A 24,390-nucleotide genomic window follows, 5' to 3' on the forward strand; every position below is an offset into this window, starting at 1 on the left:
GGCCGACGGGAACGAGGTGACGAGTGGAGCTGGCGCGTGCCACCAACCGCAGCGTGCGGCTGCGCAATCGGTCCGCCCTGCTGACCAGGCTCTTCCTGGACGGCCCGCTCACCCGGCAGGACCTGGTGCGCAGCACCGGGCTGAGCCAGCCCGCGGTCAGCAACGTGGTGGCCGACATGATCGACGAAGGGCTGGTAGCCGAGGCCGGCGCCGCCGAGTCCGACGGCGGCCGGCCCAGCATGCTGCTGCGGATCGCGCCCCGCTTCGCCTTCCTGATCGGCGTAGACGTCGGCGAGACCCGGGTCCGGGTGGAGCTGTTCGACTTCGCGATGACCCTGCTGGGCAGCGTCGAGTACCCGCTCGACCCGGCCCGTACCGAGCCCGACCTGGTGGCCGGGCACGTGCTGGCCGGCATCGACGCGGTCACCGGGTCGGCCGGGGTGGCCCCCGGCGACGTGCTCGGCGTCGGCATCGGCGTCTCCGGCGTGGTCGAGCAGGGCGCCGAGGCCGTCGTGCACGCCCAGGCCCTCGGCTGGGACCGGGTGCCACTGGAGCGTCTGATCGGCGCCGGCACCGACCTGCCGCTGCACATCGACAACGGCGCGAAGACCCTCGGTCAGGCCGAGATGTGGTTCGGCGCCGGCCGGGGCGCCCGGCACGCCGTCTTCGCCCTGGTCGGCTCGGGAGTCGGCGCGTCGGTGGTGACAAACGGCGCCACCTACCGGGGTGCGTCCAGCAGCGCGGGGGAGTGGGGGCACACCACCCTGGTGTACGGCGGTCGGGCCTGCCGGTGCGGCGCGCGCGGCTGCCTGGAGGCGTACGTGGGGGCGGAGGCGATCATCGACCGCTACCGGGAGGCGCGTCGGGGTCGACCGGTCCCGGGCGAGGACGAGGAGTCCCAGATCGCCGCGCTGGTCGCCGCCGCCGAGACCTCGGCCACCGCCCGACGGGTGCTGGACGACACCGCCGGCTACCTCGGCGCCGGGGTGGCCAACCTGATCAACCTGTTCAACCCGGAGCGCGTGGTGCTCGGTGGCTGGGCGGCGATGGCCCTCGGCGACCTGCTGCCGGCCGTGCGGGAGGCGGCCGGCCGGCAGGCGCTGCGCCAGCCGTACGAGCAAGCGTCGATCGAGCTGTGCCGGCTCGGGGTGGACGCGGTGGCGCTGGGCGCTGCCACCCTCCCGATCGCCCGCTTCCTCACCGAGGGTGGCGTCCGCCGCTGAGCGGGGACGACTGCGGAGCCGTCGGCAAATTACCCAAAAAGAATCCTCGGGATAAATAACGAAGTTATAGATCGATGTCTTGACGCCGTCGCAATCTCGCCGCAACACTCCTACGAGAGCGCTCTCCGACCCGCGACGCCGCATCGGCGGCACCACCCACGGCGCCACGGGGCGAGCCGATCCCATCCGCGCGGCACCCCCGTAACCCCCTATCGACAGGCGATGTCATGACATCTCGTGCAACATCCGTACGCCCGCGTCCTCGGCGCGCCGTCCGGCACCTGCTCGTCGGGCTCACCGTGGCCCTGGTCGCGGCGCTCACCTCGACCGGTGCCACCACGCCCGCGCAGGCCGCCCCCACCCTGCTGTCCCAGGGCCGCCCCGCCACCGCCTCCTCCAGCGAGAACGCCGGCACCCCAGCCTCCGCCGCCGTCGACGGCAACACCGGAACCCGCTGGGCCAGCGCGTTCAGCGACCCGCAGTGGCTCCAGGTCGACCTGGGCGCCCGCGCCACCATCAGCCAGGTCAACCTGCTCTGGGAGGGCGCCTACGGCCGGGCCTTCCAGCTCCAGACCTCCGACGACGGGGCCACCTGGACGACGATCTACTCGACCACCACCGGCACCGGCGGCACCCAGAACCTCACCGTCACCGGCGCCGGCCGCTACGTACGGATGAACGGCACCGCCCGGGGCACCGGCTACGGCTACTCGCTCTGGGAGTTCCAGGTGTACGGCGAGACCGGCGGCACCACGCCGACCTGCGGCAGCACCAATGTCGCACAGGGCAGCCCGGCGACCGCGTCGTCCAGCCAGGACGCCGGGCTCGCGGCATCCGCGGCGGTCGACGGCAACCCGGGCACCCGCTGGGCCAGCGCCGCCAGCGACCCACAGTGGCTGCGCGTCGACCTGGGCAGCACCCGCACCATCTGCCGGGTGGTGCTCACCTGGGAGGCCGCGTACGCCCGTGCCTTCCAGCTCCAGACCTCGGCCGACGGGGCCACCTGGACCACCGTCTACTCCACCACCACGGCCACCGGCGGGACGCAGTCCCTCACCGTCGCCGGCAGCGGCCGCTACCTGCGGATGTATGGCACCGCCCGGGGCACCGCCTACGGCTACTCGCTGTGGGAACTGGCGGTGAACACCACCGGCGGCACCAGTGAACCCCCGGTCGGCACGACCGACCCGTACAACCCCAACCTCGGGCCGAACACCTTCGTCTTCGACCCGAGCACGCCGACGTCGACCATCCAGGGTCGACTGAACACCCTCTTCACCCAGCAGGAGACCAACCAGTTCGGCCCGCAGCGCTACGCGGTGCTGTTCAAGCCCGGCAACTACACCGCCGACGTCAACCTCGGCTTCTTCACCCAGGTCGCCGGCCTCGGCATGAGCCCCGACGACGTCAACCTCAACGGCCACGTGCGCGCCGAGGCGTTCTGGTTCGGCGGCAACGCCACCCAGAACTTCTGGCGGGCAGCCGAGAACCTCTCGGTCACCCTGCCCGCCGGGCAGACCGTGGAGCGCTGGGCGGTGTCCCAGGCCGCACCGTACCGGCGGATGCACCTGCGCGGCGCGCAGAACCAGATCCAGCTCTGGAATGGCGGCGACGGCTGGTCCAGCGGTGGCCTGATGGCCGACACCCGCATCGACGGCCTGGTCGTCTCCGGCTCGCAGCAGCAGTGGTACTCCCGCAACAGCGAGTTCGGCAACGGCTGGACCGGCTCGGTCTGGAACATGGTCTTCCAGGGCGTCAACGGCGCCCCCGCGCCGAGCTTCCCCAACCCGTCACACACCGTCATCCCGCAGACCCCCCAGGTCCGGGAGAAGCCGTTCCTGTACGTCGACGGCAGCGGTGAGTACCGGGTCTTCGTGCCGGCGCTGCGCACCAACTCCACCGGCACCAGCTGGTACAACAAGAGCCCGGCCGGCTCGTCCATCTCGCTGTCGCAGTTCTTCGTGGTCCAGCCGGGCACCAGCGCCGCCACCATCAACGCGGCCCTCGCCCAGGGGCGGCACCTGCTCTTCACCCCGGGCGTGCACCACGTCACCGAGCCGATCCAGGTCAACCGGGCCGACACTGTCGTCCTCGGCCTCGGTCTGGCCACCATCCAGGCCGACAACGGCGCGGTGGGGATGCGGGTGGCCGATGTGGACGGCGTGAAGGTCGCCGGCCTCATGTTCGAGGCCGGCACGACGAACTCGCCGGTGCTGATGGAGGTCGGGCCGTCCGGCTCGTCCGCGAGTCACGCCAGCAACCCGACCTCGCTGCACGACGTGTTCTTCCGCATCGGCGGTCCGCACGTCGGCAAGGCCACCAACACGCTGACCGTCAACAGCGACAACGTGATCGGTGACCACATGTGGCTGTGGCGGGCCGACCACGCCGCCAGCGGAGTGCCGACCGGGTGGACGCTGAACACCGCCGACACCGGGCTCACCGTCAACGGCGACAACGTCACCATGTACGGCCTCTTCGTCGAGCACTACCAGAAGTACCAGACCATCTGGAACGGCAACGGCGGGCGGACGTACTTCTACCAGAACGAACTGCCCTATGACCCGCCCAACCAGGCGGCCTGGATGAACGGGTCGACCCGGGGCTACGCCGCGTACAAGGTCGCCGACTCGGTGACCAGTCACCAGGCGTTCGGGCTGGGTAGCTACAGCTACTTCAACGTCAACCCTGCGGTGGTCGAGGAACGGTCCTTCGAGGTGCCCACCAACCCGAACGTGCGCTTCACCAACATGGTCACCGTCTCGCTCGGTGGCGTCGGCACCATCAACCGGGTGATCAACAACGCCGGTGGCACCGCGAACGCGGCCAACCAGCAGGTGTACCTGACCACCTACCCCTGACCGGGGCGCCCGCGTCGGCCCGGTCCTCCGAGACCGGGCCGGCCGGGTAGCACCCAGGGCCGTGGCCGGCCCGGTCCCGCCGAGACCGGGCCGGCTCGGTCGTGCCGGTTCAGCCGGCCAGCACCTCGGCCGCCGCCCGCTCACCGGCGCGCACCGCGCCCTCCAGGTAGCCACTCCAGCGGGTGGCCGTCTCGGTGCCCGCCCAGTACACCCGCCCCACCGGCGCCCGCAGGTGCGGACCGTACGTCCGCCAGGTGCCCGGGGTGAGCGCACCGGAGAAGCAGCCCCGGGTCCACTCGTCGGCCGACCAGTCGTACTCCACGAGGTCCACCGGGTCCTCGGCGCGCGGCCCGACCACGCTGGCGAACGCCTCCAGCAGGCACTGCCGACGTCGTGCGAGGGACATGCCGCGAAGCGCGGCGGCGTCCGTGGAGTAGCTGAACCCGGTCAGCACCCCGAGCGGCGAGGTGGGGGTGGAGTTGTCGACCGTCTCGGTGAGCGGACCGGCGCTGCTGGTGGCCACCCCGGAGCGCCCGTCGGCCCGCCAGAACGGCTCCGGATAGACGGCGTGCACCTTCAGCGCCGACCCCATTGGCATGCGCTGGGTGAGCCCGTCACGCAGCGGGGGCAGCGGCGGGTCGTACCGGATCCGTCCGGCCAGTGCCGGGGCCAGCGCGACCACCACGGCGTCGCCGTCGACGCGCCCGGTGTCGGTCCACGCGGTCGCGCCGCCGGCGGTCTGTTCGATGGCTCGCACCGGCGCGGCCAGCGTCAGCGTGCCCGGCGGCAGGGCGGTGGCCATCCGCTCCGCCAGCGCAGCCGGCCCGCCCACGATCCGGTCCTGCTGCGCGCCGCCGGCCATCCCCAGCAACGGCCCGGTCCCGCCAGCGCTGCGCAGGTAGAACAGCAGGTGCAACAGGGACAGCTCGTCCGCGCCGGTGGCCAGCAGCCCGCCGGCGAGCAGCCGCCCCAGGTAGTCGGCGGTGTCGTCGTCCCCGGCCGTGGTGGCCAGCCACCCGCCGAGGGTCGTCCGGTCCCACAGGGCGGCCTCCGGCGTCGCCCAGGGTGCGGCCGGGTCCAGACGTGCGGCGTACTCGTCGAGCAGGCCGAGCACCCGGCCCACCTGTGCCGGCGGCTCGGCCCGGCGCTCACCGGCCCAGAGCAGTGAGGGCGCGCCGACAGATGCCGAGGCGAAGGTGGCCAGCCCGTGCTCGGCGACCAACGCGTACATCCGGTCCTGGGTCGGTCCGATCCACTGCGCCCCCAGGTCGAGCTGCGTGAGCTCGGGCAGCCAGCGGGTCACCACTCGCCCGCCCACCCGGTCACGGGCCTCCAGCACCCGCACCTGGGCGCCGGCGCGGGTCAGCGCCAGCGCGGCCGCGAGACCGGAGAAGCCGGCGCCGACCACGATCACCCGCAAGCCGTCGACCACACCGGGGTCTACCCACAACCGTCGCAGGCATGACTACCGGCTCCGGTCGCGGCACTGGCGGACCGTACCCCCGTCCCCCGTTCTTCGTCCTTTGCTCTGCACCCGCCGACGCGCCAGCCGTGCCTGCGCACCCGTCGCATCCGCGGGTGCAGAGCAAAGGACGCCAACACCGGGCCGGGTCGGACGCCGAGAATTTTCCGCCGGCCTGTCGATCTGGGCGGCGCCCGATCGTGTGGAGGATGAGAGGTCGGCGACGGGCCGGCCCCCCGCGAGGAGGAACGATGACGCTGTACCTGCTCAGCCTTCACCAGCCGCAGGGTGAGCTGCCCCCGGACCCGAAGTTTCTGGCCGGGGTGATGCGCCAGCTCGGTGAGCTGCGCGCCGAGTTGGCCCGCACCGGTTCGTGGGTCTTCGGTCAGGGACTGCACGGCCCGGAGACCGCCACAGTGCTGCGCGCCCGCGACGGCGACGTCCTGGTCACCGACGGCCCGTTCGTGGAGGGCAAGGAGTACCTGGGCGGCATCACCATCATCGACGTGCCGGACCTGGACGCCGCCCTGCACTGGGGTCGCCGTTACGCGCTGGCCACCACCCTGCCGATCGAGGTGCGCCCCTTCCAGGGCGGGGCCGGCGACTGACAGTGCCAGACGTGGAGGCGGTGTTCCGCGCCGAGTACGGCCGAGCGGTCGCCGTCCTGGTTCGCCTCCTCGGCGACATCGACCTCGCCGAGGAGGCCGTCCAGGAGGCTTTCGTCGTCGCGGTGGCGCGCTGGCCGACGACCGGCCTGCCGCCCAGTCCGGCCGGCTGGATCATCACCACGGCCCGGAACCGGGCGATCGACCGGCTGCGCCGCGACGCGTCCCGGGTCGACCGGCACGCCCAGGCGGCCCTGTTGTTCGCCGCCGACAGTCCCGTCGAGGAGGGACCGGTGCACGACGACCGGCTACGGCTGATCTTCACCTGCTGCCATCCGGCGCTCGCCCCGAGCACCCGGGTCGCCCTCACCCTGCGGCTGCTCGGCGGACTGGGCACCGCCGAGATCGCCCGCGCCTTCCTGGTGCCGGAGCCGACCATGGCGCAGCGGCTGGTCCGTGCCAAGTCGAAGATCCGAAACGCTCGGATCCCGTACCGCGTGCCGCGCGACGCCGACCTGCCCGACCGGCTGCACGCTGTTCTCGCGGTGCTCTACCTGATCTTCAACGAGGGGTACACGGCCAGCGCCGGGCGACAGCTGGTCCGCGCCGAGCTGTGCGTCGAGGCGATCCGGCTGACCCGGCTGCTGGTCGAGCTGATGCCGGACGAGCCGGAGGCGCTCGGTCTGCTCGCGTTGATGCTGCTCACCGAGTCCCGCCGCGACGCGCGGACCAACGCCGAGGGTGAGCTGGTGGCGCTGCCGAGCCAGGACCGGGCCCGGTGGGACGCCGAGCTGATCACCGAGGGGCAGGCGCTGGTGCGCCGCTGCCTGCGCCGCGACCGGCCCGGCCCGTACCAGATCCAGGCCGCGATCGCCGCCGTGCACAGCGCCGCGCGGCGCGCCGCCGACACCGACTGGGCACAGATCCTTCAGCTGTACGACCAGCTGACGGTCGTCGCCCCCAGCCCGGTGGTAGCGCTGAACCGGGCCGTCGCGGTCGCCGAAATGTCCGGACCGGCGGTGGCGCTGACCGAGGTGGACCGCCTCGACCTGGTCGGCTACCACGTCTACCACGTGGTCCGCGCCGACCTGCTGGCCCGGCTCGGCCGGGGCGGGGAGGCCGTCGAGGCGTACCGGACGGCCGTCGCCCTGACGGACAACGCGGCCGAACGGGCCTTTCTCACCGCACGCGCGACGGCCGTGAGCGCGTGTCTGCCACCGGGGTAGGCCGGGAATCGAGGGAAGCTGTCAACTGATCCAAGCCCAGCGAACCCAGCTCCAGCGCGTGACGATGGAATGCGCGCCGGTCGCCGGGGAAGGACGAGCGGCCTGCCAGCCACACCCGCTCACCCGCCTTGTAGGCCAGCGCTTGCCCCGGCCGCCCCAGGTAGCGCCCGAGCTCGGCGGACGCGTAGGGCCCCTGGTGACAGCGGTCCCGCAGCAGCTGCAGCGCAGCATCAGGCGTCCACACTGCTCCGCCACCGGAGGGCATCGGCAGTCGCAGGTGCAGGCCGATGTCGAGCACGACCCGGGCTGCCCGCAGGAGCTGCATGTACAGGTACCCCAGTCGAGCGCCCGGCTCTTCATAGAGCCCGAGCTCATCCATGAACCGCTCGGCGTACAGTGCCCAACCCTCCTGACTGCCGGAGAGGCCGCCGAGCAGGTTGAGTCTCTGCCCGAGGCCTCCCTGGCAGACCTCGGAGCCGAGGTGGAGGTGGTGGCCGGGAACACCCTCGTGATAGGCGGTGCTGTAGGCGTACCAGGTGGGGAAACTCGTCGCGTCCTCGGGGATGGACCACCAGACCCGGCCCGGCCGCGTCAGGTCCCGCGACGGCCCGATGTAGGCAATGCCGGACGACGTGGTCAACCGCGACTCGATGCTCCGCAGCGGGGCGGGGATGTCGAAGTACACGCCGTCCAGCCGCTCGACGGCGGCTTCCAACAGCTCCTGCAGCCACGCGGCGAACGCCTCCCTGCTGTGCAGGGCGCCTGGTGCGTCGGGGCTGGCGAGCCGGGCAAGCACCTCGGGCACGCTCCCGCCCAGGGCCTTCGCCTCCGCGATCAGCTCTGCCTCAGTCGCTCGGAACTCGTCCCAGCCCCAGTCGTACAGCTCGCGCACATCAGGTTGGGCCGCGAGGAAGGCGCGCACCCAGAGTGCGTACCGCTGCTGGCCGAACGCCTCCTCCTCAACGGCCCGCGGTGCCAGGTCTGCGCTCAGCATCTCGGCGAGTTTCTGATACGCCTCTCGCGCGCCCGTCGCTGCGGCCTGCAACGACGCCCGCTGACGCCCCTCGCCGTAGCAATTCACCACTGCCGCGTCGTTGTCGATCCAGTTTCGGCAGCGCTGCGTGACGAGCTCCACCTGGCGCCGCGCCGGCAGATTGCCGCGCTCCGCGGCGACTAGGAGGCTGCGGGCGTACCCGTCCAGAGCCGCGGGGATCGCGGCCATGCGTGCGCCGACACGAGCCCAGGCCTCCTCGAACGCCGCGCCCTCGGCGCCAGGGCCGGGTACCGCGGCCTCGACGGCCTGGCGGATGAGCTGGAGCGGGCCGGTGGCCGCCGCGTGCAGTTCGCGTAGATCCTCGCCGGCGTCGTGGAAGGCGATACGCGTATGCAGCCGTTCGGCGAGGTGGGAGTACAGCGGGCCCACGGCCGTCAGTGCGTCGCCCAGGGTCTCCAGCTCGCACAGGGCGCGGACTGCGAGGTCGGCGCGGGCCTGGTGGCCCTCCGGGCTGTAGTCGGTAAGCGCGTCGACGTCCTGCTCGCCAGCCTCGACGACCGCTGTGCAGGGGTCGAGGCTGGCCATGTCGCACAGGAGCCGATCCGCGAAGTCCTCGATCATTGGAGCAATGCTAGGGCGCTACCTGGCCTCCGCGTGTTTGTCATCGGGGTAGGCCGGGAACCCGAGGCACCGCCGCAGCAGGGGATGGGAGGGGCCATGGCGTACCGTCCGACGGCCGTCGACACCGCACCCGACCTGTCCACCCTCACCCTCGGCGTGGAGGAGGAGTACCTGCTGCTCGACCCGGGCAGCGGCCGGAACCTGCCGGTCGCCGACCAGGTGCTCGCCGCGCTGCGCGGCCCCGCCCGGGACCAGAGCCGCCAGGAGTTCCGGCACAGCATGGTGGAGATGGTCACCCCGGTCTGCGCCGACCTCACCGAACTGCGCGCACACCTGGTGGCGCTGCGCCGCTCCGCCGCCGAGGCCGCCACGGCGGCCGGGGCCCGGCTGGTGGCGGTCGGCGCCACTCCGGTGGCCGAACCGCAGCGGACGGTCCCCGACGAGCCGCGCTACCACGCGATGTCGCGCCGGTACGGGCCGGTGGCGCACGACCCGGCGGTGTGCGGCTGCCACGTGCACGTCGGACTGCCCGACCGGGAACTGGCCGTGCAGGTCTGCAACCACCTGCGGGTGTGGCTGCCGGTGGTGCAGGCGATCACCACCAACTCGCCCCTGCACGACGGGTACGACACCGGGCACGCCAGCTGGCGCTCGATGCAGCTGGAACGGTGGCCCAGCATCGGACCGACGCCGTACTTCGACTCCGCCGCCGACTACGACCGCACTGTCGACCAGCTGATCGCCGCCGGCATCATGCTCGACGCGGCGATGGTCTACTGGTACGCCCGGCCGTCGCCGACGTATCCGACGGTGGAGGTGCGCGTCGGTGACGTCTGCACCGAGGTGGACGACGCGGTGCTGGTCGCCGCGCTGGTCCGGTCCCTCGTGGCCACCCTCGTCGACGACGTACGCGCAGGGGTGACCGCCCCGGACGTCCGGGACTGCCTGGTCGCCGCGGCGCACTGGCGGGCCGCCCACGACGGTCTCGACGGCGATCTGATCGACCTGCGTGCCGGTGGCACCCGGCCCGCGTGGGCGCTCGTCGACGAGCTGATGGCGGTGATCGCCCCGGCCCTGCTGCGCCACGGCGACCTCGGGTACGTGTTGGCGCAGCTCGCCCGGCTGCGCCGCGACGGCACCGGCGCCACCCGGCAGCGGCAGGTGCTGGACCGCGCCGGTGACCTGCGCGCGGTCCTCGACGACCTGGTCGTCCGCACGGCCGCCGGCTGACCGCGCGTGTGCGGCGGACCGATGCCTCAACGGATGTCGTGGGTCTGGAGCCACAGCTCCAGCAGGCCGAGCTGCCACAGCTTGTTGCTGCCGGCCGCCGCCTCCGCCCGGTCCGGCTCGGCGAGCAGGTGGGCCACGTACTCCGGGCGGAACAGCCCTCGCTCGCGCGCGGCCGGCGCCTGCAACGCCTCGGCGACCAGCTCGCGCACCGGACCGTCCACCTTGCGCAGCGCCGGCACCGGGAAGTAGCCCTTCGGCCGGTCGATCACCTCGGCCGGCAGCACCTCCCGGGCGACCTCCTTGAGCACGCCCTTGCCGCCCTGGGCGACCTTGTGCTCCGGCGGGCAGTGCGCGGCCAGGGTGACCAGGTCCTGGTCGAGGAAGGGCGTACGCACCTCCAGACCCCACGCCATGCTCATGCTGTCCACCCGCTTGACCGGGTCGTCCGGAAGCATCAGGTGGGTGTCCAGACGCAGCACGGCGTCCAGCGCGGTCTGCGCCCCAGGTGCGGCGAGGTGCCCGGCGAGCAGGTCCCGGCTGGCGTCGTGCTCCAGCGCGTACGCCGGGCCGACGATGCGGCGCAACTCGTCGTGGTCGCGGTCGAAGAACGCGGCGGCGAACGTCTCGGCGGCGCCGTGCCGGGGCGCCTCGACCAGTGGCTGGTGGTAGCCGTAGCCGGCGAACACCTCGTCGGCGCCCTGCCCCGACTGGGCCACCTTCACGTGTTGCGCCACCTGCTCGGAGAGCAGGTGGAAGGCGACCACGTCGTGGCTGCCCATCGGCTCGGTCATCGCCAGCACGGCTCGTCGGACGGCGGGCACCAGGTCGTCGTCGGCCAGTCGGATCCGATGGTGGTCGGTGTCGTACGAACGGGCCACCAGGTCCGAGTAGTGGAACTCGTCGCCGGACTCCCCGTCGTGGCTGTCGAAGCCGATGCTGAACGTCCGCAGGTGTTGCTGGCCGGCCTCGGCGAGCAACGCGACGATCAGGCTGGAGTCCAGTCCGCCGGAGAGCAGCACTCCCACCGGCACGTCGGCGACCAACCGTCGGCGTACCGCCGCACGCAGCGCGTCGCCGATCGCGGCCCGCCAGTCGGCGGCGTCCATCCCCGCGTCGGCGGGCTCCCGCACGTAGTCGGGTCGCCAGTAGACCTCCTCGCGGCTGCGCCCGTCCGCCTCGATCACCCGTAGGGTGGCCGGTGGCAGCTTGCGCACGCCGCGCAGCACGGTCCGGGGCGCGGGCACAATGGAGTGCCAGGACAGGTAGTGGTGCAGCGCCACCGGGTCGATGCCGGTGTCGACGTCGCCGGCCCGCAGCAGCGCGGGTAGGGTGGAGGCGAACCGCAGCCGGCCCGGTGTCTCGGCGAGGTAGAGCGGTTTGATGCCGAGCCGGTCGCGGGCCAGGATCAGTCGCCGCCGGACCCGGTCGACCAGCCCGATCGCGAACATGCCGACCAGGTGGTCGACGAACCGTTCACCCCAGTGGGCGTACGCCACCAGGATCACCTCGGTGTCGCTGGTGGAGTGGAAGGCGTACCCGGCCCGGCGTAGCTCCTCGCGCAGCTCCGGGTAGTTGTAGATGCAGCCGTTGAAGACCAGGGCCAGGCCCAGGTCATCGCGGACCATCGGCTGCCCGCCCGCCTCGGACAGGTCGATGATGGTCAGCCGGCGGTGCCCCAGGGTCACCCAACCGTCGGCGAACAGCCCCTCGTCGTCCGGGCCGCGTGAGCGCATCGCCTCGGTCATCCGGGTCACCGCCGCCGCGTCGGGCGAGTGGCCGTCGAACCGCGCCTCCCCGCTGATCCCGCACATCAGCCGGGCCTCCCGTCACCTCGCCCCGACCGGTGCCGGCCGGTCCCGCCGACCGGACGGGGGCGCTGGCTACCCGTGCGCGCGGCGGGCAAACCCGTCAGCCGCGCAGGGTGCGCAGGATGCGGGCCAGCTCGGCGCGGTCGGTGTCGTTGAGGTGGCCGAAGAAGCGGTCGGCCTCGGCCCGGCGCGCGGCCCGGATGGCGGTGCTGACGCGGTCGCCCTCCTCGGTGAGCGCGACAAGTGTCGCCCGGCGGTCGCCCGGGTCGGGTCGGCGCTCGACCAGCCCTCGGGTCTGGAGGTCGTCGACGACCTCGGTCGCCGAGCGGGGCGCGATGCGCAGGTGCTCGGCGAGGGTGCCGGGGCGTACCTCGCCGTGGCGGGCCAGCACGCCGAGGGCTCGGGACTGGCTGGGGGTGACATCCCAGGGCGCCAGTGAGTCGCGGGTCTGCCGGCGCAGACGGGACGCCACGGCCCAGAACGTCTCCGCCAGGCTCTCGTCGTCGGCGCTGTCGACGGTGTGCTCGGTCACCGGAATACGGTAGCAGGATATGTGGTTGCTCCCTCATGATGAGGTAACCTCAGCAATATTGCCGACGAAAGGTAGTGCCCCCTTGGAACCCACCCCGAAGGGCCGCGACCGCGGCCACCGCACCCTCAGCGCCGAAGAGAAGGCCCAGGCCCGTCAGGTGTCGCTGCGCCGCATCGGTCGCCTGTTCACCCCCCACCGGCCCGCACTGGCCGCCGTCACCGCGATCATCGTGGTCTCCTCGATCATCGCGATGGCCAGCCCGTTCCTGCTGCGCGCCGTGATCGACCGGGCCCTGCCGCAGGGCGACGTGACGCTGCTGGTCTGGCTGGTCCTCGGCATGGTCGCCGTCGCGGCGGTGACCTCAGCCCTCGGCGTCGTGCAGACCTGGATCTCCACCCAGGTCGGCCAGCGGGTCATGCACCGGCTGCGTACCGACGTCTTCAGCCACCTCCAGCGCCAGTCGCTCGGCTTCTTCACCCGCACCCGCACCGGCGAGGTGCAGTCCCGCATCACCAACGACATCGGCGGCATGCAGTCGGTGGTCACCTCCACCGCCACCGCCGTCGCCGCCAACCTCACCACGGTGGTCGCCACAGTGGTCGCCATGGTCGCGCTCTCCTGGCAGCTCTCCCTGGTCTCGCTCGTGGTGCTGCCGCCGGCCATCTGGCTGACCCGACGGGTCGCCCGGATGCGCCGCGAGATCACCGCCCAGCGGCAACGCGAACTCGCCGACCTCAACGTCACAGTCGAGGAGGGGCTCTCGATCAGCGGCGTACAACTGGCGAAGACCCTCGGCACCGGCCCCGCGCTGATCGACCGGTTCACCGCCTCCTCGGCCCGCCTGGTCGACCTGGAACTGCGCAGTGAGCTGGCCGGCCGCTGGCGGATGGCCTCGATGAGCATCATCTTCGCCGCCGTACCGGCGGTCATCTACCTCGCCGCCGGGCTGCCCGGCACCGCCGGCACGCTGAGCATCGGCACCCTGGTCGCCTTCACCGCCCTGCAGGGCGGCCTGTTCCGGCCGCTGATGGGGCTGCTCAACGTGGGGGTCTCGCTCACCGCGTCGCTGGCGCTCTTCGCCCGGATCTTCGAATACCTGGACCTGCCGGTCGACGTGGCCGACCCCGCCGAGCCGGTCCGCCTCGACCCTGCCCACGTGCGCGGCCACCTGCGCCTGGAGGACGTCACCTTCGGCTACCCGGGCAGTGACACCGCCGCCCTCGCCGGGGTCACCCTCGACGTGCCCGCCGGCACCAGCCTCGCCCTGGTCGGCGAGACCGGCTCCGGCAAGAGCACCCTCGCCGGGCTGGTCAGCCGGCTGCACGACCCGACCGCCGGCCGGATCACCGTCGACGGCGTCGACCTGCGCGACCTGCGCCTGGCCGACCTCGCCGCGATCGTCGGGGTGGTCAGCCAGGAGACGTACCTGCTGCACACCACCGTCCGGGAGAACCTGCGCTACGCCCGGCCGGAGGCCACCGACACCGAGATCGAGGACGCCGCCCGCGCCGCCCAGATCCACGACCTCATCGCCGGGCTGCCCGACGGGTACGACACAGTGGTCGGTTCCCGCGGCCACCGGTTCTCCGGCGGTGAGAAGCAGCGCCTCGCCATCGCCCGGACGCTGCTGCGCGACCCGCGCATCCTCGTCCTCGACGAGGCCACCAGCGCACTGGACACCGAGACCGAACGCGCCGTGCAGCGGGCGTTCGACGTGCTCGCCCAGGGGCGCACCACGATCACCATCGCCCACCGGCTCTCCACCGTCCGCGACGCCGACCAGATCGCGGTGCTCGACCACGGTCGCATCGTCGAGGCCGGCACCCACGACAGCCTGCTGGACCGCAACGGCCGCTACGCCACGCTGGCGGCCTGAGTTCCCGACTCACAACCGTCTCGAAATAGTCTTGAAACCGTCTCATTATTGTGTGGTCAGGTGGCGGTAGACGGTGGCCCGCGAGACACCCAGTGCGGCGGCGATGGCGTCCACCGAGTGGGTGCCCGCCGCGTGCATCCGCCGGGCCGCCTCGACCTGCTCCCGCCCCAGCGCGGACGGCCGTCCCGGCCGTCGACGCCGGCCCGCCGCTCCGCCGGCCGCGTCCGATGGCGTCGCCGGGGTCGTGTTCCTCGGTGCGGCGTCCCTCCCGGTCCCGGGCGCCGGGGTTTCGCGCGCCGACGCCGGGACCGTCGTGGTCCCGCGCGGCCCGGCCGCGAGTTCGGTGCGCGCCCCGGCCGCGGCGTCCGCGTGCGGTCCGGCTCCCGCGTTCGCGTGCGGCCCGGCTGCCGCGCTCAGGGGCGGCGGGGCTGCGGCGTCCGTGGGCGGCGGGGCCAGCAGTCGGCGTACGCCGTCGAGCATGTCGGCGCGCAGCACCTCGTCCGGCACGTCGGTGAAGAGAACGATCGGATCGCTGCACGCGGCGACCGCCTGCACCGCCCGGACCCGCTCCCGACGCCCGGCGTCCGGCCCCGCGATGACGTCGTTCGCCCGCATCGCAATCGTGATCAATCGATGGTATGTGTCGCCCCGACCGACAAGCGCGATGTCGTGATAGAGCATGCCGAGCGGTCGGCGGTGGGCGAGCATGACGTCCACCCAGCCCTCCAGCACCGTCCACCGGGCCTGCTCGGTCGGCTGTCCCTGTGTGGCGTCGAGCAGCCTCTCCAGGTCGGCCAGCAGTGGCTCGATCAGGGCGGCGAGCAGGTGCTCCTTGGCCGGGAAGTGGTACAGGATGGCGGTCTTGGTCAGCCGTAGCCGCTCGCCGATCTGCCGCAGCGAGGTCCGCTGGTAGCCGTGCTCGGCGAACAGGTCGAGCGCGGCGCGCAGGATCCGGGTACGGGTGTCGTCCGCGGGATCGGCCGTCATGCCGGCCAGCCTAGCGACGTCCTGACCGGTGGGCACGATCACCGTTGATTCTACTGACCAGCGGTCAGTACAGTGGTGACTCTCGACGCAGCCAACGGCAGGAGGGGTCATGCCCGTCATCTCGATCGGCAACCTGGTCAAGACGTTCGGCGCCATCCGGGCACTCGACGGGCTGGACCTGAACGTCGAGCAGGGGGAGGTGCACGGCTTCCTCGGGCCCAACGGCTCCGGAAAGTCCACCACCATCCGGATCCTGCTCGGGTTGCTCCGCCGCGACTCCGGCGACGCCCAGGTGCTCGGCGCCGACCCGTGGCGCGACGCGGTCCGCCTGCACCGCCGACTGGCGTACGTGCCGGGTGACGTCAGCCTCTGGCCCAACCTCACCGGCGGGGAAGCCATCGACCTGCTCGGTCAACTGCGCGGTGGCCTCGACCGGCGTCGCCGCGACGAGCTGCTGCACCGCTTCGACCTGGACCCGACCCGCCGCTGCCGCACCTACTCCAAGGGCAACCGACAGAAGGTGGCCATCGTCGCCGCCTTCTCCTCCCCGGTGGAGCTGTACGTGCTCGACGAGCCGACCTCCGGCCTCGACCCCCTCATGGAGGCGGTGTTCCAGGACGAGGTCCGGCGGGTCAAGCAGGCCGGCGCCACAGTGCTGCTCTCCAGCCATGTGCTCGCCGAGGTCGAGGCGCTCTGCGACCGGGTCAGCATCATCCGCGAGGGCCGCACCGTCGAATCCGGCACCCTCGCCGAGCTGCGCCACCTCACCCGCACGGCGGTGACCGTCGAGACCGCCCGCCCGGTCACCGGTCTGGACGCGCTGCCCGGCGTGCACGACGTGCACGAGGTCGACGGTCGTACCCACCTGGAGGTCGACCCCGCCCACCTCGACGAGCTGCTCGGCCAGCTCATCCGCTTCGGCGTCCGCGCGCTGACCAGCACGCCACCCACCCTGGAGCAGCTCTTCCTGCGCCACTACGGCGACGACCCGGCCGCCGCTGCCTCGGACGCCGGCGCCTTGGACGATCCCGCCGCTGGCGCCTCGGCTGCTCCGGCCGCTGGCGCGTCGGCCGCCGATGCGCACGCTGACGCCCCGCAGGGCGGTGCCCGGTGAGCGCCCTCACCGGCACGACCCGGCTGGCCCGGCTCGTGCTGCGCCGCGACCGGATCCGCCTCGCCATCTGGATCCTCGGCACACCCCTGCTCGGCTACGCCCTCGCCGGCAGCGTCGCCGGCATCTACCCGGACCAGGAGGCCCGGCTGGGTTACGCCACCACCTCGGCATCCAGCCTGGTCGCCCGCGCCTTCAACGGCCCCATCCACGGCACCGACCTCGGTGCCGTGGTGGTCGCCGAGACGTACGTGACGCTGGCCCTGATCGTCGCGCTGCTGAGCACCTTCGCGGTGACCCGGCACACCCGGCAGAACGAGGAGACCGGCCGCGCCGAACTGCTGGGCGCCAACGTGGTCGGCCGGTACGCGTCGCTCACCGCCGCGCTGCTCGTCATCGTCGCGGCGAACACAGTGGCCGCCGCCCTGCTCGCGGTCGCCCTGGTCGGCGCCGGTCTACCGCTCGCCGGCTCTGTCGCGGCAGCGGCCGCGATCGGCGGCGTCGGGGTCGCCTTCACCGCGATCGCCGCGGTCACCGCCCAGCTCTCCGTCACCGCACGCGGCGCCAACGCGCTCGCTGCCGCCATCGTCGGGCTCTCCTTCGTGCTACGCGCCGCCGGGGACGTGCTCGGCGACCAGAGCGCCGACGGCACCCGGGTACGCAGCGCCTGGCCGTCGTGGATCTCCCCGCTCGGCTGGGGCAACCAGGTACGAGCCTTCGACGGTGAACGCTGGTGGGTGCTCGCCCTGCCCGTCGTACTGCTGCTCGCCGGGGTGGCGCTGGCGTACGCCCTCGCCGAGCGACGCGACCAGGGCGCCGGCCTGATCGCCCCCCGGCGCGGGCCGGCCACCGGCGCGCCACGGCTGCTCAGCCCCACCGGGTTGGCCTGGCGGATGCAGCGCGGCACACTGCTCGGCTGGGCGATCGGCGTGGCGGTGCTCGGCCTCTCCATGGGCGTCGCCGCCGACGAGTTCGACGACATGATCGACGCGAATCCGGCCGCCGCCGAAGCGATCAACGCGATGGGTGGCGGAGCCGACCTGATCAACGCGTACCTGGCCGCGATGCTCGGCCTCTTCGCCCTTACCATCGGCGCGTACGTCGTGCAGGCACTGCTGCGCGTCCGCAGCGACGAAGCCGACGGGGTGCTGGAGGCGGCCCTCGCCACGGCGGTCAGCCGTACCCGCTGGCTCGGCACCCAGGTGCTCGCCGCGACGCTCGGCGCTGTCGCCCTGCTGCTCCTCGCCGGCGTGACCACCGGCCTCGGCTACGGCATCGTCACCGGAGACCCGCTCGGCCAGGCCGTCGAGCTTGGCGGCGCCGCGCTGCTGCGCCTGCCCGCCCTCCTCGTGATCGCCGGCGTGGTGACCGCGATCTTCGGGCTGCTGCCCCGCTGGTCGGTGGTGCTGTCCTGGACGGCGCTGCTGGTCTTCCTGCTCCTCGGGCAGCTCGGCGCGGTGCTGGAACTGCCGCAGGCCGCGCTCAACGTCTCGCCGTACACCCATGTGCCGGCCGTGCCCGCTGTCGACCCGACGGCGCTTCCCCTGGTGGTGCTGGCGGCGGTCGCCGCGGCCCTGCTCGCCGTCGGCGTGGCCGCCTTCCGCCACCGCGACGTCCCTTCCTGAGCCACGGCTCGGGCGTCCCGATGATCGCTGGCAGCTCAGCGACTCGACACGCCGACGCCGGCCCTGCTGAGCTGCCACCGATCACCTGATTTAGCACACGAGGGTTCCGGCCGGGCGTTGTACACAGGTCGGTGGCTGTCCACAGAGGGCCGGCTCGTGCGGTTGCGGAGGGCTGGGGTGAGGCTGCACGGTTCCGTGCGTGAACTCGGTGCTTCGGGAACTCGTGGAGCTTGGCGGAGGGCTGGTGACGCTCGGAACGGCCGGGCAGGTGGTGCCGTCATGGACGCTTCAGCAGGCGTGCCGTAACGGCGAGTTGGTACGGGTGCTACCCGAGGTGTTCGTGGCGGCGCACCTCGTCGGTGGGCGACCCGGCGTTCCGGTTCTGAGTCGACTCGATCCTGCGCTGAGTCAGCGGGCGGCTCTCGCCTGGACCGGCGGCTACGGCGCGCTCAGTCATCTCAGCGCGCTCGCCGTGTGGGGATTGCGCCCCGAGGCGGTTGGTGACCTCGTGCACCTGAGTGCGCCGGCGAGCGCGAGTCTGCGCACCCGCCCCGGGGTGATCGTGCATCGACGCCGTGGCCTGACCATCGAAACGCCGCAGGTGACAGTCCGGCGGGGCCTGATGGTCACCCGCCTCGAACAGGCCCTCGTCGACTCGTGGCCGACGGTGCCGCCCGCCGACCGGCAGGCGTTGGTAATCCGGGCGGTCAACGACTGGCTGACGACCCCCGAACGGCTGTCGGCAGCCCTGGAGCGGGCACCGAAGCTGATCGACCGTGCGGCGCTCCGGCATCTGCTGACGAAGCTTGCCGACGGCTGACGCAGCCCGCTCGAAATCTGGGCACACGAGCACGTCTTTACCGGTCCCGGGATGCCGCCGTTCCGCCGGCAGGTGCCGGTCCGTGTCGGGCGCCGCTTGGTGTATCCCGACATGTTCGCCGACCGGGAACGGGTCAACATCGAATTGGACGGGGCCACCACCCACGGCAGCCCAGGCCAGCGGGAGATCGACCTGCGCCGTGATGCCCTACTGGCGGCCGTCGGGATCCTGGTCGTCCGCTTCGCCCACCGCCGCCTCGTGCACGACGTCGACGAAGTACGCCGGGAAACCCTTGCTATCTTGGCGACCCGTCGGACCTGACGCGATGGGCCGGGACGGACGAGGGTTGCCCGGGGCTGGCAGCCTCGACCGCGTGAACGATCTTCTGACGCAGCTTCCGGCGCTCCTCGGCGTCCTGGTTGGCACCCTGGGCACGATCCTCGCCACCTCCCTCGCCGACCGCGCGCGGTGGCGGCGAAGCCAGAGCGTCCGCTGGGACGAGCGGCGGCTCGACGCGTACGTCGACTACGCGCACGCCCTCAAGGAGAGCCACGCGGTGGCGCTGCGCCTGACGGCCGACCACCGGCCGGGATCGCGGAGCCACCCCATCGACCGCGAGGAAGGGCTGGCCCGGCTGGCCGAGGCGGACGCTCGGCGCACCATCGTCTGGGAGAACCTGCTGCTGCTCGGCGACCAGCCGACGGTTGCCGCCGCCGCCACCTGGCGGGATGCGATCTGGCAGGTCGAACGGCTCGCCCGGGGAATCGTCGAGCCGCCGTCGGACGTGATGGAGATGCTGACCCGCGTCGACGAGGCCCGCGACGGTTACTACCGGGCGGCCCGGCACAGTCTCGGGGTGAGCGGGGGATCGGTGGAGCAGTCCGCCACGCTGCGGCAGGCATTGGTCGACCGGTCCACCGCGACGCCGCAGGTGCCTGCCAACTGAGCGCGCCGAGCCGGAGGCGTGTCCTGGCGGTCGTGGCGTCCCGACGGCTGACGTCGACTGACGGGTACCGGACAGCATCGACGGCCGTGCAGGCGGTTTGTCGCACGCTACCGCGACACTGAGGCTTCCTCGACGGAGGAGGTAACTCGTGCCGTACGTCAGGTCCCACACCAGGAAGGGTGGCGCGCGGGTTCGGGCGCACTACCGAAGGCGGCGCACGGGCAGCGTTCGGCGCAGATCGACGGTCCGCCGCGTGGCCGGTGGCGGCAGATCTGCCAACGGCTGGGCTCTGGCGCTGTGCGCCGTCGTCGGCTTCGTCCTCCTCCGCATGGTCATCGATTTCGTGCAGCGGCATCCATACTGGTCCGCTCTCCTGGTGAGCCTCGTCGTAATGGCGGCGGCCACGGTCGGTCTTCTCATCTCGAAGCAGCGTGCCCGCGAGCGGGCCGATCAGGCCCAGCGGGACAGGCTGATCGCGGTGACCGACACGATGAGCGGCCCCGAGTTCGAGCAGTGGTTCGCCCGGATCCTGGTCGCGTCCGGGTTTCGGAACGTGACGGTGTGCGGCGGCCCCGGTGACCGGGGAGCGGACGTCCTGGCGATCGCCCCCGACGGCCGACGCGTCGTGGTGCAGTGCAAGCGGCAGAGCCCCAGTAACCGGGTGGGCAGTGCCGCGATCCAACGGTTCGCCGGCACCTGCCGGGTCATCCACGGTGGCGACATCTGCATGCTCGTGACCAACAGCTTCTTCACCGCGGGCGACGGAATTCAGATAGCCCGGCAGCTCAACATCACGCTCGTCGACCGGGATGCGCTGGAAATGTGGGCCTGGACGGGGAGACCAGCGCTGGGGTCCATCGCGGGAGGCGGATCGCATTGAAGCGCCGGGAAGCGGGTCAAGTCACCGGGCATCTCCGAGTTGCTGATCCGGGTCACCACCGAGGCGCGACGGCTGCTGCGCGGCGCTACTGCCCAAGCTGGGCGGTGCGGGTGGGCGACAACGAGTAGATCAAGTGTGAGGAGGTGTTTCGTCACCTGACGATCGTCGAGTGTCAGGGCCCGCCGTGCACGGCCGATTTCCCGACAGCGTCCGCAGTCCCAACGGCGTACCGTCCCGGGTCAAGTATGGGAGGAGTCGGATGAGTTTCCTGCAGCAGGCAGAACAGTCACCGGACACCGAGCGGATGTTCGATACCGACACGAAGGCGATGGGCTACCTGCCCAACTACACCAGACTGTTCGCCCACAACCCGGCCGTGTACCTGGCATGGCAGCAGCTCAACGGTGCGGTGAAGGCCGGGATGGAGCTGCGCCGCTACGAGTTGGCGACCCTCGCCGCCGCCCGGGCCCTGAAATCCTCCTACTGCGGCCTGGCACATGGAAAGGTCCTACGCGACAAGTTCTTCGACGCGCCGACCGTCGCCGCCATCGCGTCAGACCACGGCAGCGCCGGTCTCTCCGCGCAGGAGGTCGCAGTCGTCAACTTCGCCGGAAAGGTCGCGGCCGATGCGAACTCCGTCACCGAGGCCGACGTCGCGGGCCTGCGTGGCCACGGTCTCGATGACACGGAAATCTTCTCCGTGATCCTCGCCGCTGGCGCCAGATGCTTCTTCAGCACCGTCCTCAGCGCTGCCGGGGCCGAGCCCGATCCGCAGTACAACGAGAGCCTGGACGTGGATCTGCGGCAGGCGCTGAGCTTCGGCGGTTAGACCCAGAGAGAACGCACCGACCGTCCGACATTCCGGCGGCCTGGCGGTTCTCGCCGAGCCAGTGCAGATGACCTACCTTTCTTCAACCTGACCGACTGGTGCTCGGTGATTGCCCCACCAACAGGGTGTCCGACCTGACGCCCACACGTGGCACGGCGGCTGACGCGTGTTCAGGGCGGATGCCCATTCGACGGAGATCGCGGGCGGATCGTCGCGGTAGCGCCGCCGATTGTCGGGAGCCGAATCGCACGCGCCCATGCAAGCCTTCACTGTCACGAACTTCGATGTCCTGGCCTCGGCTCGGCGCGGCACCGATCTGCACTGTGGACATCTATCTGGAGGAGGCTTCATGCGCGGACGCAGATGGGCGACCCTGGTGACGGCGGTGGCGCTGGCGCTGGGCGGATTGGTCGGGTTCAGCGCCGCTCCGGCTGCGGCGGATCCGCCAGGCGGCACGCTGCGCAACGTCTACTCCGACGGTCAGTTCTGCAACAGTTACGGCAGTGAGGGTGTTCGGACCGGCCTGTGGAGCTGGTACTACTGCGAGTACCGCCAGTACGGCCCCAACGCCCCCGGCTTCTATTTCCTCTGGACCTTCACCTACTAGCGCACGCACCTGCTTGGACCGGCGCTCCCGGACCCGATTGGCCGTCGCCGGGGTCGACCAGACCGGCGGCGGCCTTCTGCCATGGGTAGGTAGCTGCCCAGCTGGTCCGTCGGTGCGGGGCGCTCAGCGGCGCGTACCACAGCTGGGTAGGGCTCGGGCCGTCATCCACAGGTGCTTCTGTTGTCCACAGCAACCCCCGCGGGGGTGACGCTCGACGGCAGGGTGGGCCGGTGGACGCGCGCTTGCAATCCCTGCTCGACCGAGGCGGTGGTCTGGCTACCCGACGGGACGTGCTCCGCGTGGCGCCGCCGTGGACACTCCAGGGCGCGTGCCGGGCCGGTCGAGTGGTCCGGGTCCTGCCGGAGGTCTACGTCGATACAGGGCTCGTCCGGGATGTCGACCCTGATCTGCCACCTCTCGCGCGGATCGAACCGGAGCTGGCTCGTCGGGCCGCGCTGGCGCATGCGGGAGGGCGCGGGGCGCTCAGTCGACTGACCGCGCTCGACGTGTGGGGTCTACGGCGTCAACCATCGGGTGAGCCGGTGCATATCGACCTGTCCACCGAATCGGGCATGAGGAGCCTGCCGCATCTCGTGATGCGGCATCGGCCCGGCTTGGCGGTGGAGCCGCCGCACGTGGTGATGCGGGGAGGGTTGCCGGTCACCCGGCTCGACCGGACCCTGGTGGACTGTTGGCCCCTGCTGCCGCCGGTCAACCGATCCAGCCTGCTCATCCGCGCGGTCAACGACCGGCTGACCACGCCGCAACGCCTCGCCGCCGCTCTTGCCGAGGTGCCGAGGTTGCCCGGCCGCGCGGCGGTGCGCGGGTTGGTGGATCGCCTCGCCGCCGGTTGCCGCAGCCCATTGGAGATCTGGGGCCACGACCACGTCTTCACCGGGCCGGGAATGCCGACGTTCACCCGGCAGGCACGGATACGGGTAGGTGCCCGGACGATCTACCTCGACATGTTCGCCGAGGCGGAACGGGTCAACATCGAGCTGGACGGCGCGACCAGCCATGGCGATCCTGCCGAGCGCGAGATCGACCTCCGCCGCGACGCTCTGCTCGCCACCGTTGGCATCCTCGTCGTCCGCTTCAGCCACCGTCGCCTCACCACGGATCCGGCCACGGTCCGCCAGGAGACTCTGGCCATCCTCGCCAACCGTCACGGAAGCCCATGATCACTTGATGCTCAGTAGTTCTCGACAGCCCCGAACAACTACTCACCATCAAGTGATCTTGAAGACGCTTGTGGGGGGACCCGGGTGGTCGGGTCGCTCGAGGGGTTGGCGTGGCGGTGGAGGAGTTCGGCGATCCATCGTGCGGCTTCTCGCTGCGCGGCGAGCATGTGGTCGCGGGCGTCGGCAAGGTCATCGTCGTCCGCGTGATCATCGAGGATCGTCGCCCACTGGCGGCTGAGTTCCTCGGCGTACCGGGCCTTTCGGATCTGCTCGTCGAACTGGTATTCCAGCTTGACCAGGCGGTCGACGTGTGGCTGGAGCGCCGGCATGATCCGTTCGTCGAGGCGTACGGCGGCGTCGGGGCGGCAGGTCAGCGTGATGTCGCCCCGCTGGTAGTGCCACAGGGGATCCTCGGCGAGCGCCCGCTGCAACGCCACCTCCAGGTCACCGGCCCGGTGCGGGGGCAGGTCCCGGGCGGCGTCGGCGGCGAGCCGGGTCAGCCGTTGGATGGCGTTGGCTTGGAAGTACTGCACGTACCAGCTCAGCACCTCCGACCGCAGGCTCGCCGGCGACGACCAGGCGAACGTGGCGCGGATGTAGAACGAGTACACGTAACCGCGTGCGGGGACCGCGATCAGTCGGGGCGCGTCGCGTTGTTCGACGAGGGGACCGGACGGCGACGGCGCGGCAGCGGAGCCGACGGGTGCCTCGTCCTGGAGTGCGGCGACCAGCCGGTCCCAGCTTCGCGCCCACCACCGCCAGCCGCGCACACCGGCGTCGCGGGCGATGGTCAACCCTCGTACACCCCGGTGCCGCCACTGGTCCGCGGGCCTCGGCCTCCCGTCGGGGGCGTCCGTCATGGCACCCCTCCACGGTCACGGATCCGCGTTTCACGCTAACAACCGGTGACCGATATGCCGGTCGCCACGCCGTCACCGAGCAGACCGCATATCGACACGAACCAGA

Annotated in this window: 21 protein-coding genes; 15 read left to right on the forward strand and 6 right to left on the reverse strand. The window is 71.9% G+C overall.

All coding sequences use genetic code 11. The annotated features are described in order from the left end of the window. Positions 1-23: 23 nt before the first annotated feature. Both OH804_RS10395 and OH804_RS10400 read left to right on the forward strand, forming a co-directional pair. Positions 24-1,223: an ROK family protein gene (locus tag OH804_RS10395; protein ID WP_406064636.1), complete on the forward strand. Its 1,200-nt coding sequence runs from the start codon at positions 24-26 to the stop codon at positions 1,221-1,223. A 227-nt stretch (positions 1,224-1,450) separates the two neighbouring features. Continuing rightward, positions 1,451-4,084: a discoidin domain-containing protein gene (locus tag OH804_RS10400; protein ID WP_406064638.1), complete on the forward strand. Its 2,634-nt coding sequence runs from the start codon at positions 1,451-1,453 to the stop codon at positions 4,082-4,084. Positions 4,085-4,193: 109 nt separating this feature from the next. On the opposite strand, the gene OH804_RS10405 is transcribed toward OH804_RS10400, so the two are convergent. Beyond that, positions 4,194-5,516: a flavin monoamine oxidase family protein gene (locus OH804_RS10405; protein ID WP_406064640.1), complete on the reverse strand. Its 1,323-nt coding sequence runs from the start codon at positions 5,514-5,516 to the stop codon at positions 4,194-4,196. Positions 5,517-5,797: 281 nt separating this feature from the next. Here OH804_RS10405 and OH804_RS10410 point away from each other — a divergent pair, with 281 nt between their 5' ends. After that, positions 5,798-6,154, forward strand: coding sequence for a YciI family protein (locus OH804_RS10410; protein ID WP_406064642.1), 357 nt, complete (start codon positions 5,798-5,800; stop codon positions 6,152-6,154). Between the two features lie 2 nt (positions 6,155-6,156). After that, positions 6,157-7,377 (forward strand): RNA polymerase sigma factor, encoded by a 1,221-nt coding sequence (locus tag OH804_RS10415; protein WP_406064644.1) that lies wholly within the window; start codon positions 6,157-6,159, stop codon positions 7,375-7,377. Here the strand turns inward: OH804_RS10415 and OH804_RS10420 are convergent. Continuing rightward, complete coding sequence (locus OH804_RS10420; protein WP_406064646.1) at positions 7,331-8,992, reverse strand: DUF885 domain-containing protein; 1,662 nt, start codon at positions 8,990-8,992, stop codon at positions 7,331-7,333. The genes OH804_RS10415 and OH804_RS10420 overlap by 47 nt on opposite strands. 96 nt (positions 8,993-9,088) lie before the next feature. Between OH804_RS10420 and OH804_RS10425 the strand changes: the two genes are divergently transcribed. Continuing rightward, a complete protein-coding gene (locus OH804_RS10425) occupies positions 9,089-10,222 on the forward strand; it encodes a glutamate--cysteine ligase (protein ID WP_406064648.1) in 1,134 nt (377 codons plus the stop codon). Positions 10,223-10,248: 26 nt separating this feature from the next. Here OH804_RS10425 and OH804_RS10430 read toward each other — a convergent pair whose 3' ends face one another. Next, entirely contained in the window at positions 10,249-12,033 is a 1,785-nt protein-coding gene (locus tag OH804_RS10430; protein WP_406064650.1) for an N-acetylglutaminylglutamine amidotransferase, read from the reverse strand. Positions 12,034-12,130: 97 nt separating this feature from the next. Next, positions 12,131-12,562: a MarR family winged helix-turn-helix transcriptional regulator gene (locus OH804_RS10435; protein ID WP_196923302.1), complete on the reverse strand. Its 432-nt coding sequence runs from the start codon at positions 12,560-12,562 to the stop codon at positions 12,131-12,133. Positions 12,563-12,644: 82 nt separating this feature from the next. Between OH804_RS10435 and OH804_RS10440 the strand changes: the two genes are divergently transcribed. After that, a complete protein-coding gene (locus OH804_RS10440; protein ID WP_196923301.1) occupies positions 12,645-14,438 on the forward strand; it encodes an ABC transporter ATP-binding protein in 1,794 nt (597 codons plus the stop codon). Between the two features lie 45 nt (positions 14,439-14,483). Here OH804_RS10440 and OH804_RS10445 read toward each other — a convergent pair whose 3' ends face one another. Next, positions 14,484-15,425 carry a TetR family transcriptional regulator gene (locus tag OH804_RS10445; RefSeq protein WP_406064653.1) on the reverse strand — a complete coding sequence of 314 codons (942 nt, stop codon included), beginning with the start codon at positions 15,423-15,425 and terminating at the stop codon, positions 14,484-14,486. A 109-nt stretch (positions 15,426-15,534) separates the two neighbouring features. Here OH804_RS10445 and OH804_RS10450 point away from each other — a divergent pair, with 109 nt between their 5' ends. From OH804_RS10450 to OH804_RS10490, 9 genes are all read left to right on the forward strand, one after another. Continuing rightward, positions 15,535-16,539, forward strand: coding sequence for an ATP-binding cassette domain-containing protein (locus OH804_RS10450; protein ID WP_406064655.1), 1,005 nt, complete (start codon positions 15,535-15,537; stop codon positions 16,537-16,539). Then, positions 16,536-18,161 (forward strand): ABC transporter permease, encoded by a 1,626-nt coding sequence (locus OH804_RS10455; protein ID WP_406064657.1) that lies wholly within the window; start codon positions 16,536-16,538, stop codon positions 18,159-18,161. The genes OH804_RS10450 and OH804_RS10455 overlap by 4 nt, the downstream gene beginning before the upstream one ends. 199 nt (positions 18,162-18,360) lie before the next feature. Beyond that, on the forward strand, positions 18,361-18,981 hold the full coding sequence (locus tag OH804_RS10460; RefSeq protein ID WP_406064659.1) for a hypothetical protein: 621 nt from the start codon (positions 18,361-18,363) through the stop codon (positions 18,979-18,981). Between the two features lie 51 nt (positions 18,982-19,032). Further along, positions 19,033-19,302, forward strand: a complete 270-nt coding sequence (locus OH804_RS10465) for a DUF559 domain-containing protein (protein WP_406064661.1) — start codon at positions 19,033-19,035, stop codon at positions 19,300-19,302. A gap of 52 nt (positions 19,303-19,354) precedes the next feature. Then, entirely contained in the window at positions 19,355-19,927 is a 573-nt protein-coding gene (locus OH804_RS10470) for a hypothetical protein (RefSeq protein WP_406064663.1), read from the forward strand. Between the two features lie 253 nt (positions 19,928-20,180). Further along, positions 20,181-20,807, forward strand: a complete 627-nt coding sequence (locus OH804_RS10475) for a restriction endonuclease (RefSeq protein WP_406064665.1) — start codon at positions 20,181-20,183, stop codon at positions 20,805-20,807. Between the two features lie 259 nt (positions 20,808-21,066). Continuing rightward, entirely contained in the window at positions 21,067-21,636 is a 570-nt protein-coding gene (locus OH804_RS10480; protein ID WP_406064667.1) for a peroxidase, read from the forward strand. A gap of 349 nt (positions 21,637-21,985) precedes the next feature. After that, positions 21,986-22,243 (forward strand): hypothetical protein, encoded by a 258-nt coding sequence (locus tag OH804_RS10485; RefSeq protein ID WP_406064669.1) that lies wholly within the window; start codon positions 21,986-21,988, stop codon positions 22,241-22,243. Positions 22,244-22,473: 230 nt separating this feature from the next. After that, a complete protein-coding gene (locus OH804_RS10490; protein ID WP_406064671.1) occupies positions 22,474-23,424 on the forward strand; it encodes a DUF559 domain-containing protein in 951 nt (316 codons plus the stop codon). Positions 23,425-23,462: 38 nt separating this feature from the next. Here OH804_RS10490 and OH804_RS10495 read toward each other — a convergent pair whose 3' ends face one another. After that, on the reverse strand, positions 23,463-24,284 hold the full coding sequence (locus OH804_RS10495) for a hypothetical protein (protein WP_406064673.1): 822 nt from the start codon (positions 24,282-24,284) through the stop codon (positions 23,463-23,465). Positions 24,285-24,390 lie beyond the last annotated feature (106 nt).

Source organism: Micromonospora sp. NBC_00860, from assembly GCF_045207375.1.
GTDB classification, from domain to species: Bacteria; Actinomycetota; Actinomycetes; order Mycobacteriales; family Micromonosporaceae; genus Micromonospora; species Micromonospora vinacea.

What these genes read in the sequence shown, in the direction of transcription:
- OH804_RS10445 (WP_406064653.1), bottom strand. Translation starts at nt 15,425, where the DNA reads ATGACGGCCGATCCCGCGGACGACACCCGTACCCGGATCCTGCGCGCC.
- OH804_RS10430 (WP_406064650.1), bottom strand. Translation starts at nt 12,033, where the DNA reads ATGTGCGGGATCAGCGGGGAGGCGCGGTTCGACGGCCACTCGCCCGAC.
- OH804_RS10495 (WP_406064673.1), bottom strand. Translation starts at nt 24,284, where the DNA reads ATGACGGACGCCCCCGACGGGAGGCCGAGGCCCGCGGACCAGTGGCGG.
- OH804_RS10480 (WP_406064667.1), top strand. Translation starts at nt 21,067, where the DNA reads ATGAGTTTCCTGCAGCAGGCAGAACAGTCACCGGACACCGAGCGGATG.
- OH804_RS10425 (WP_406064648.1), top strand. Translation starts at nt 9,089, where the DNA reads ATGGCGTACCGTCCGACGGCCGTCGACACCGCACCCGACCTGTCCACC.
- OH804_RS10465 (WP_406064661.1), top strand. Translation starts at nt 19,033, where the DNA reads ATGCCGCCGTTCCGCCGGCAGGTGCCGGTCCGTGTCGGGCGCCGCTTG.
- OH804_RS10485 (WP_406064669.1), top strand. Translation starts at nt 21,986, where the DNA reads ATGCGCGGACGCAGATGGGCGACCCTGGTGACGGCGGTGGCGCTGGCG.
- OH804_RS10410 (WP_406064642.1), top strand. Translation starts at nt 5,798, where the DNA reads ATGACGCTGTACCTGCTCAGCCTTCACCAGCCGCAGGGTGAGCTGCCC.
- OH804_RS10400 (WP_406064638.1), top strand. Translation starts at nt 1,451, where the DNA reads ATGACATCTCGTGCAACATCCGTACGCCCGCGTCCTCGGCGCGCCGTC.
- OH804_RS10450 (WP_406064655.1), top strand. Translation starts at nt 15,535, where the DNA reads ATGCCCGTCATCTCGATCGGCAACCTGGTCAAGACGTTCGGCGCCATC.
- OH804_RS10420 (WP_406064646.1), bottom strand. Translation starts at nt 8,992, where the DNA reads ATGATCGAGGACTTCGCGGATCGGCTCCTGTGCGACATGGCCAGCCTC.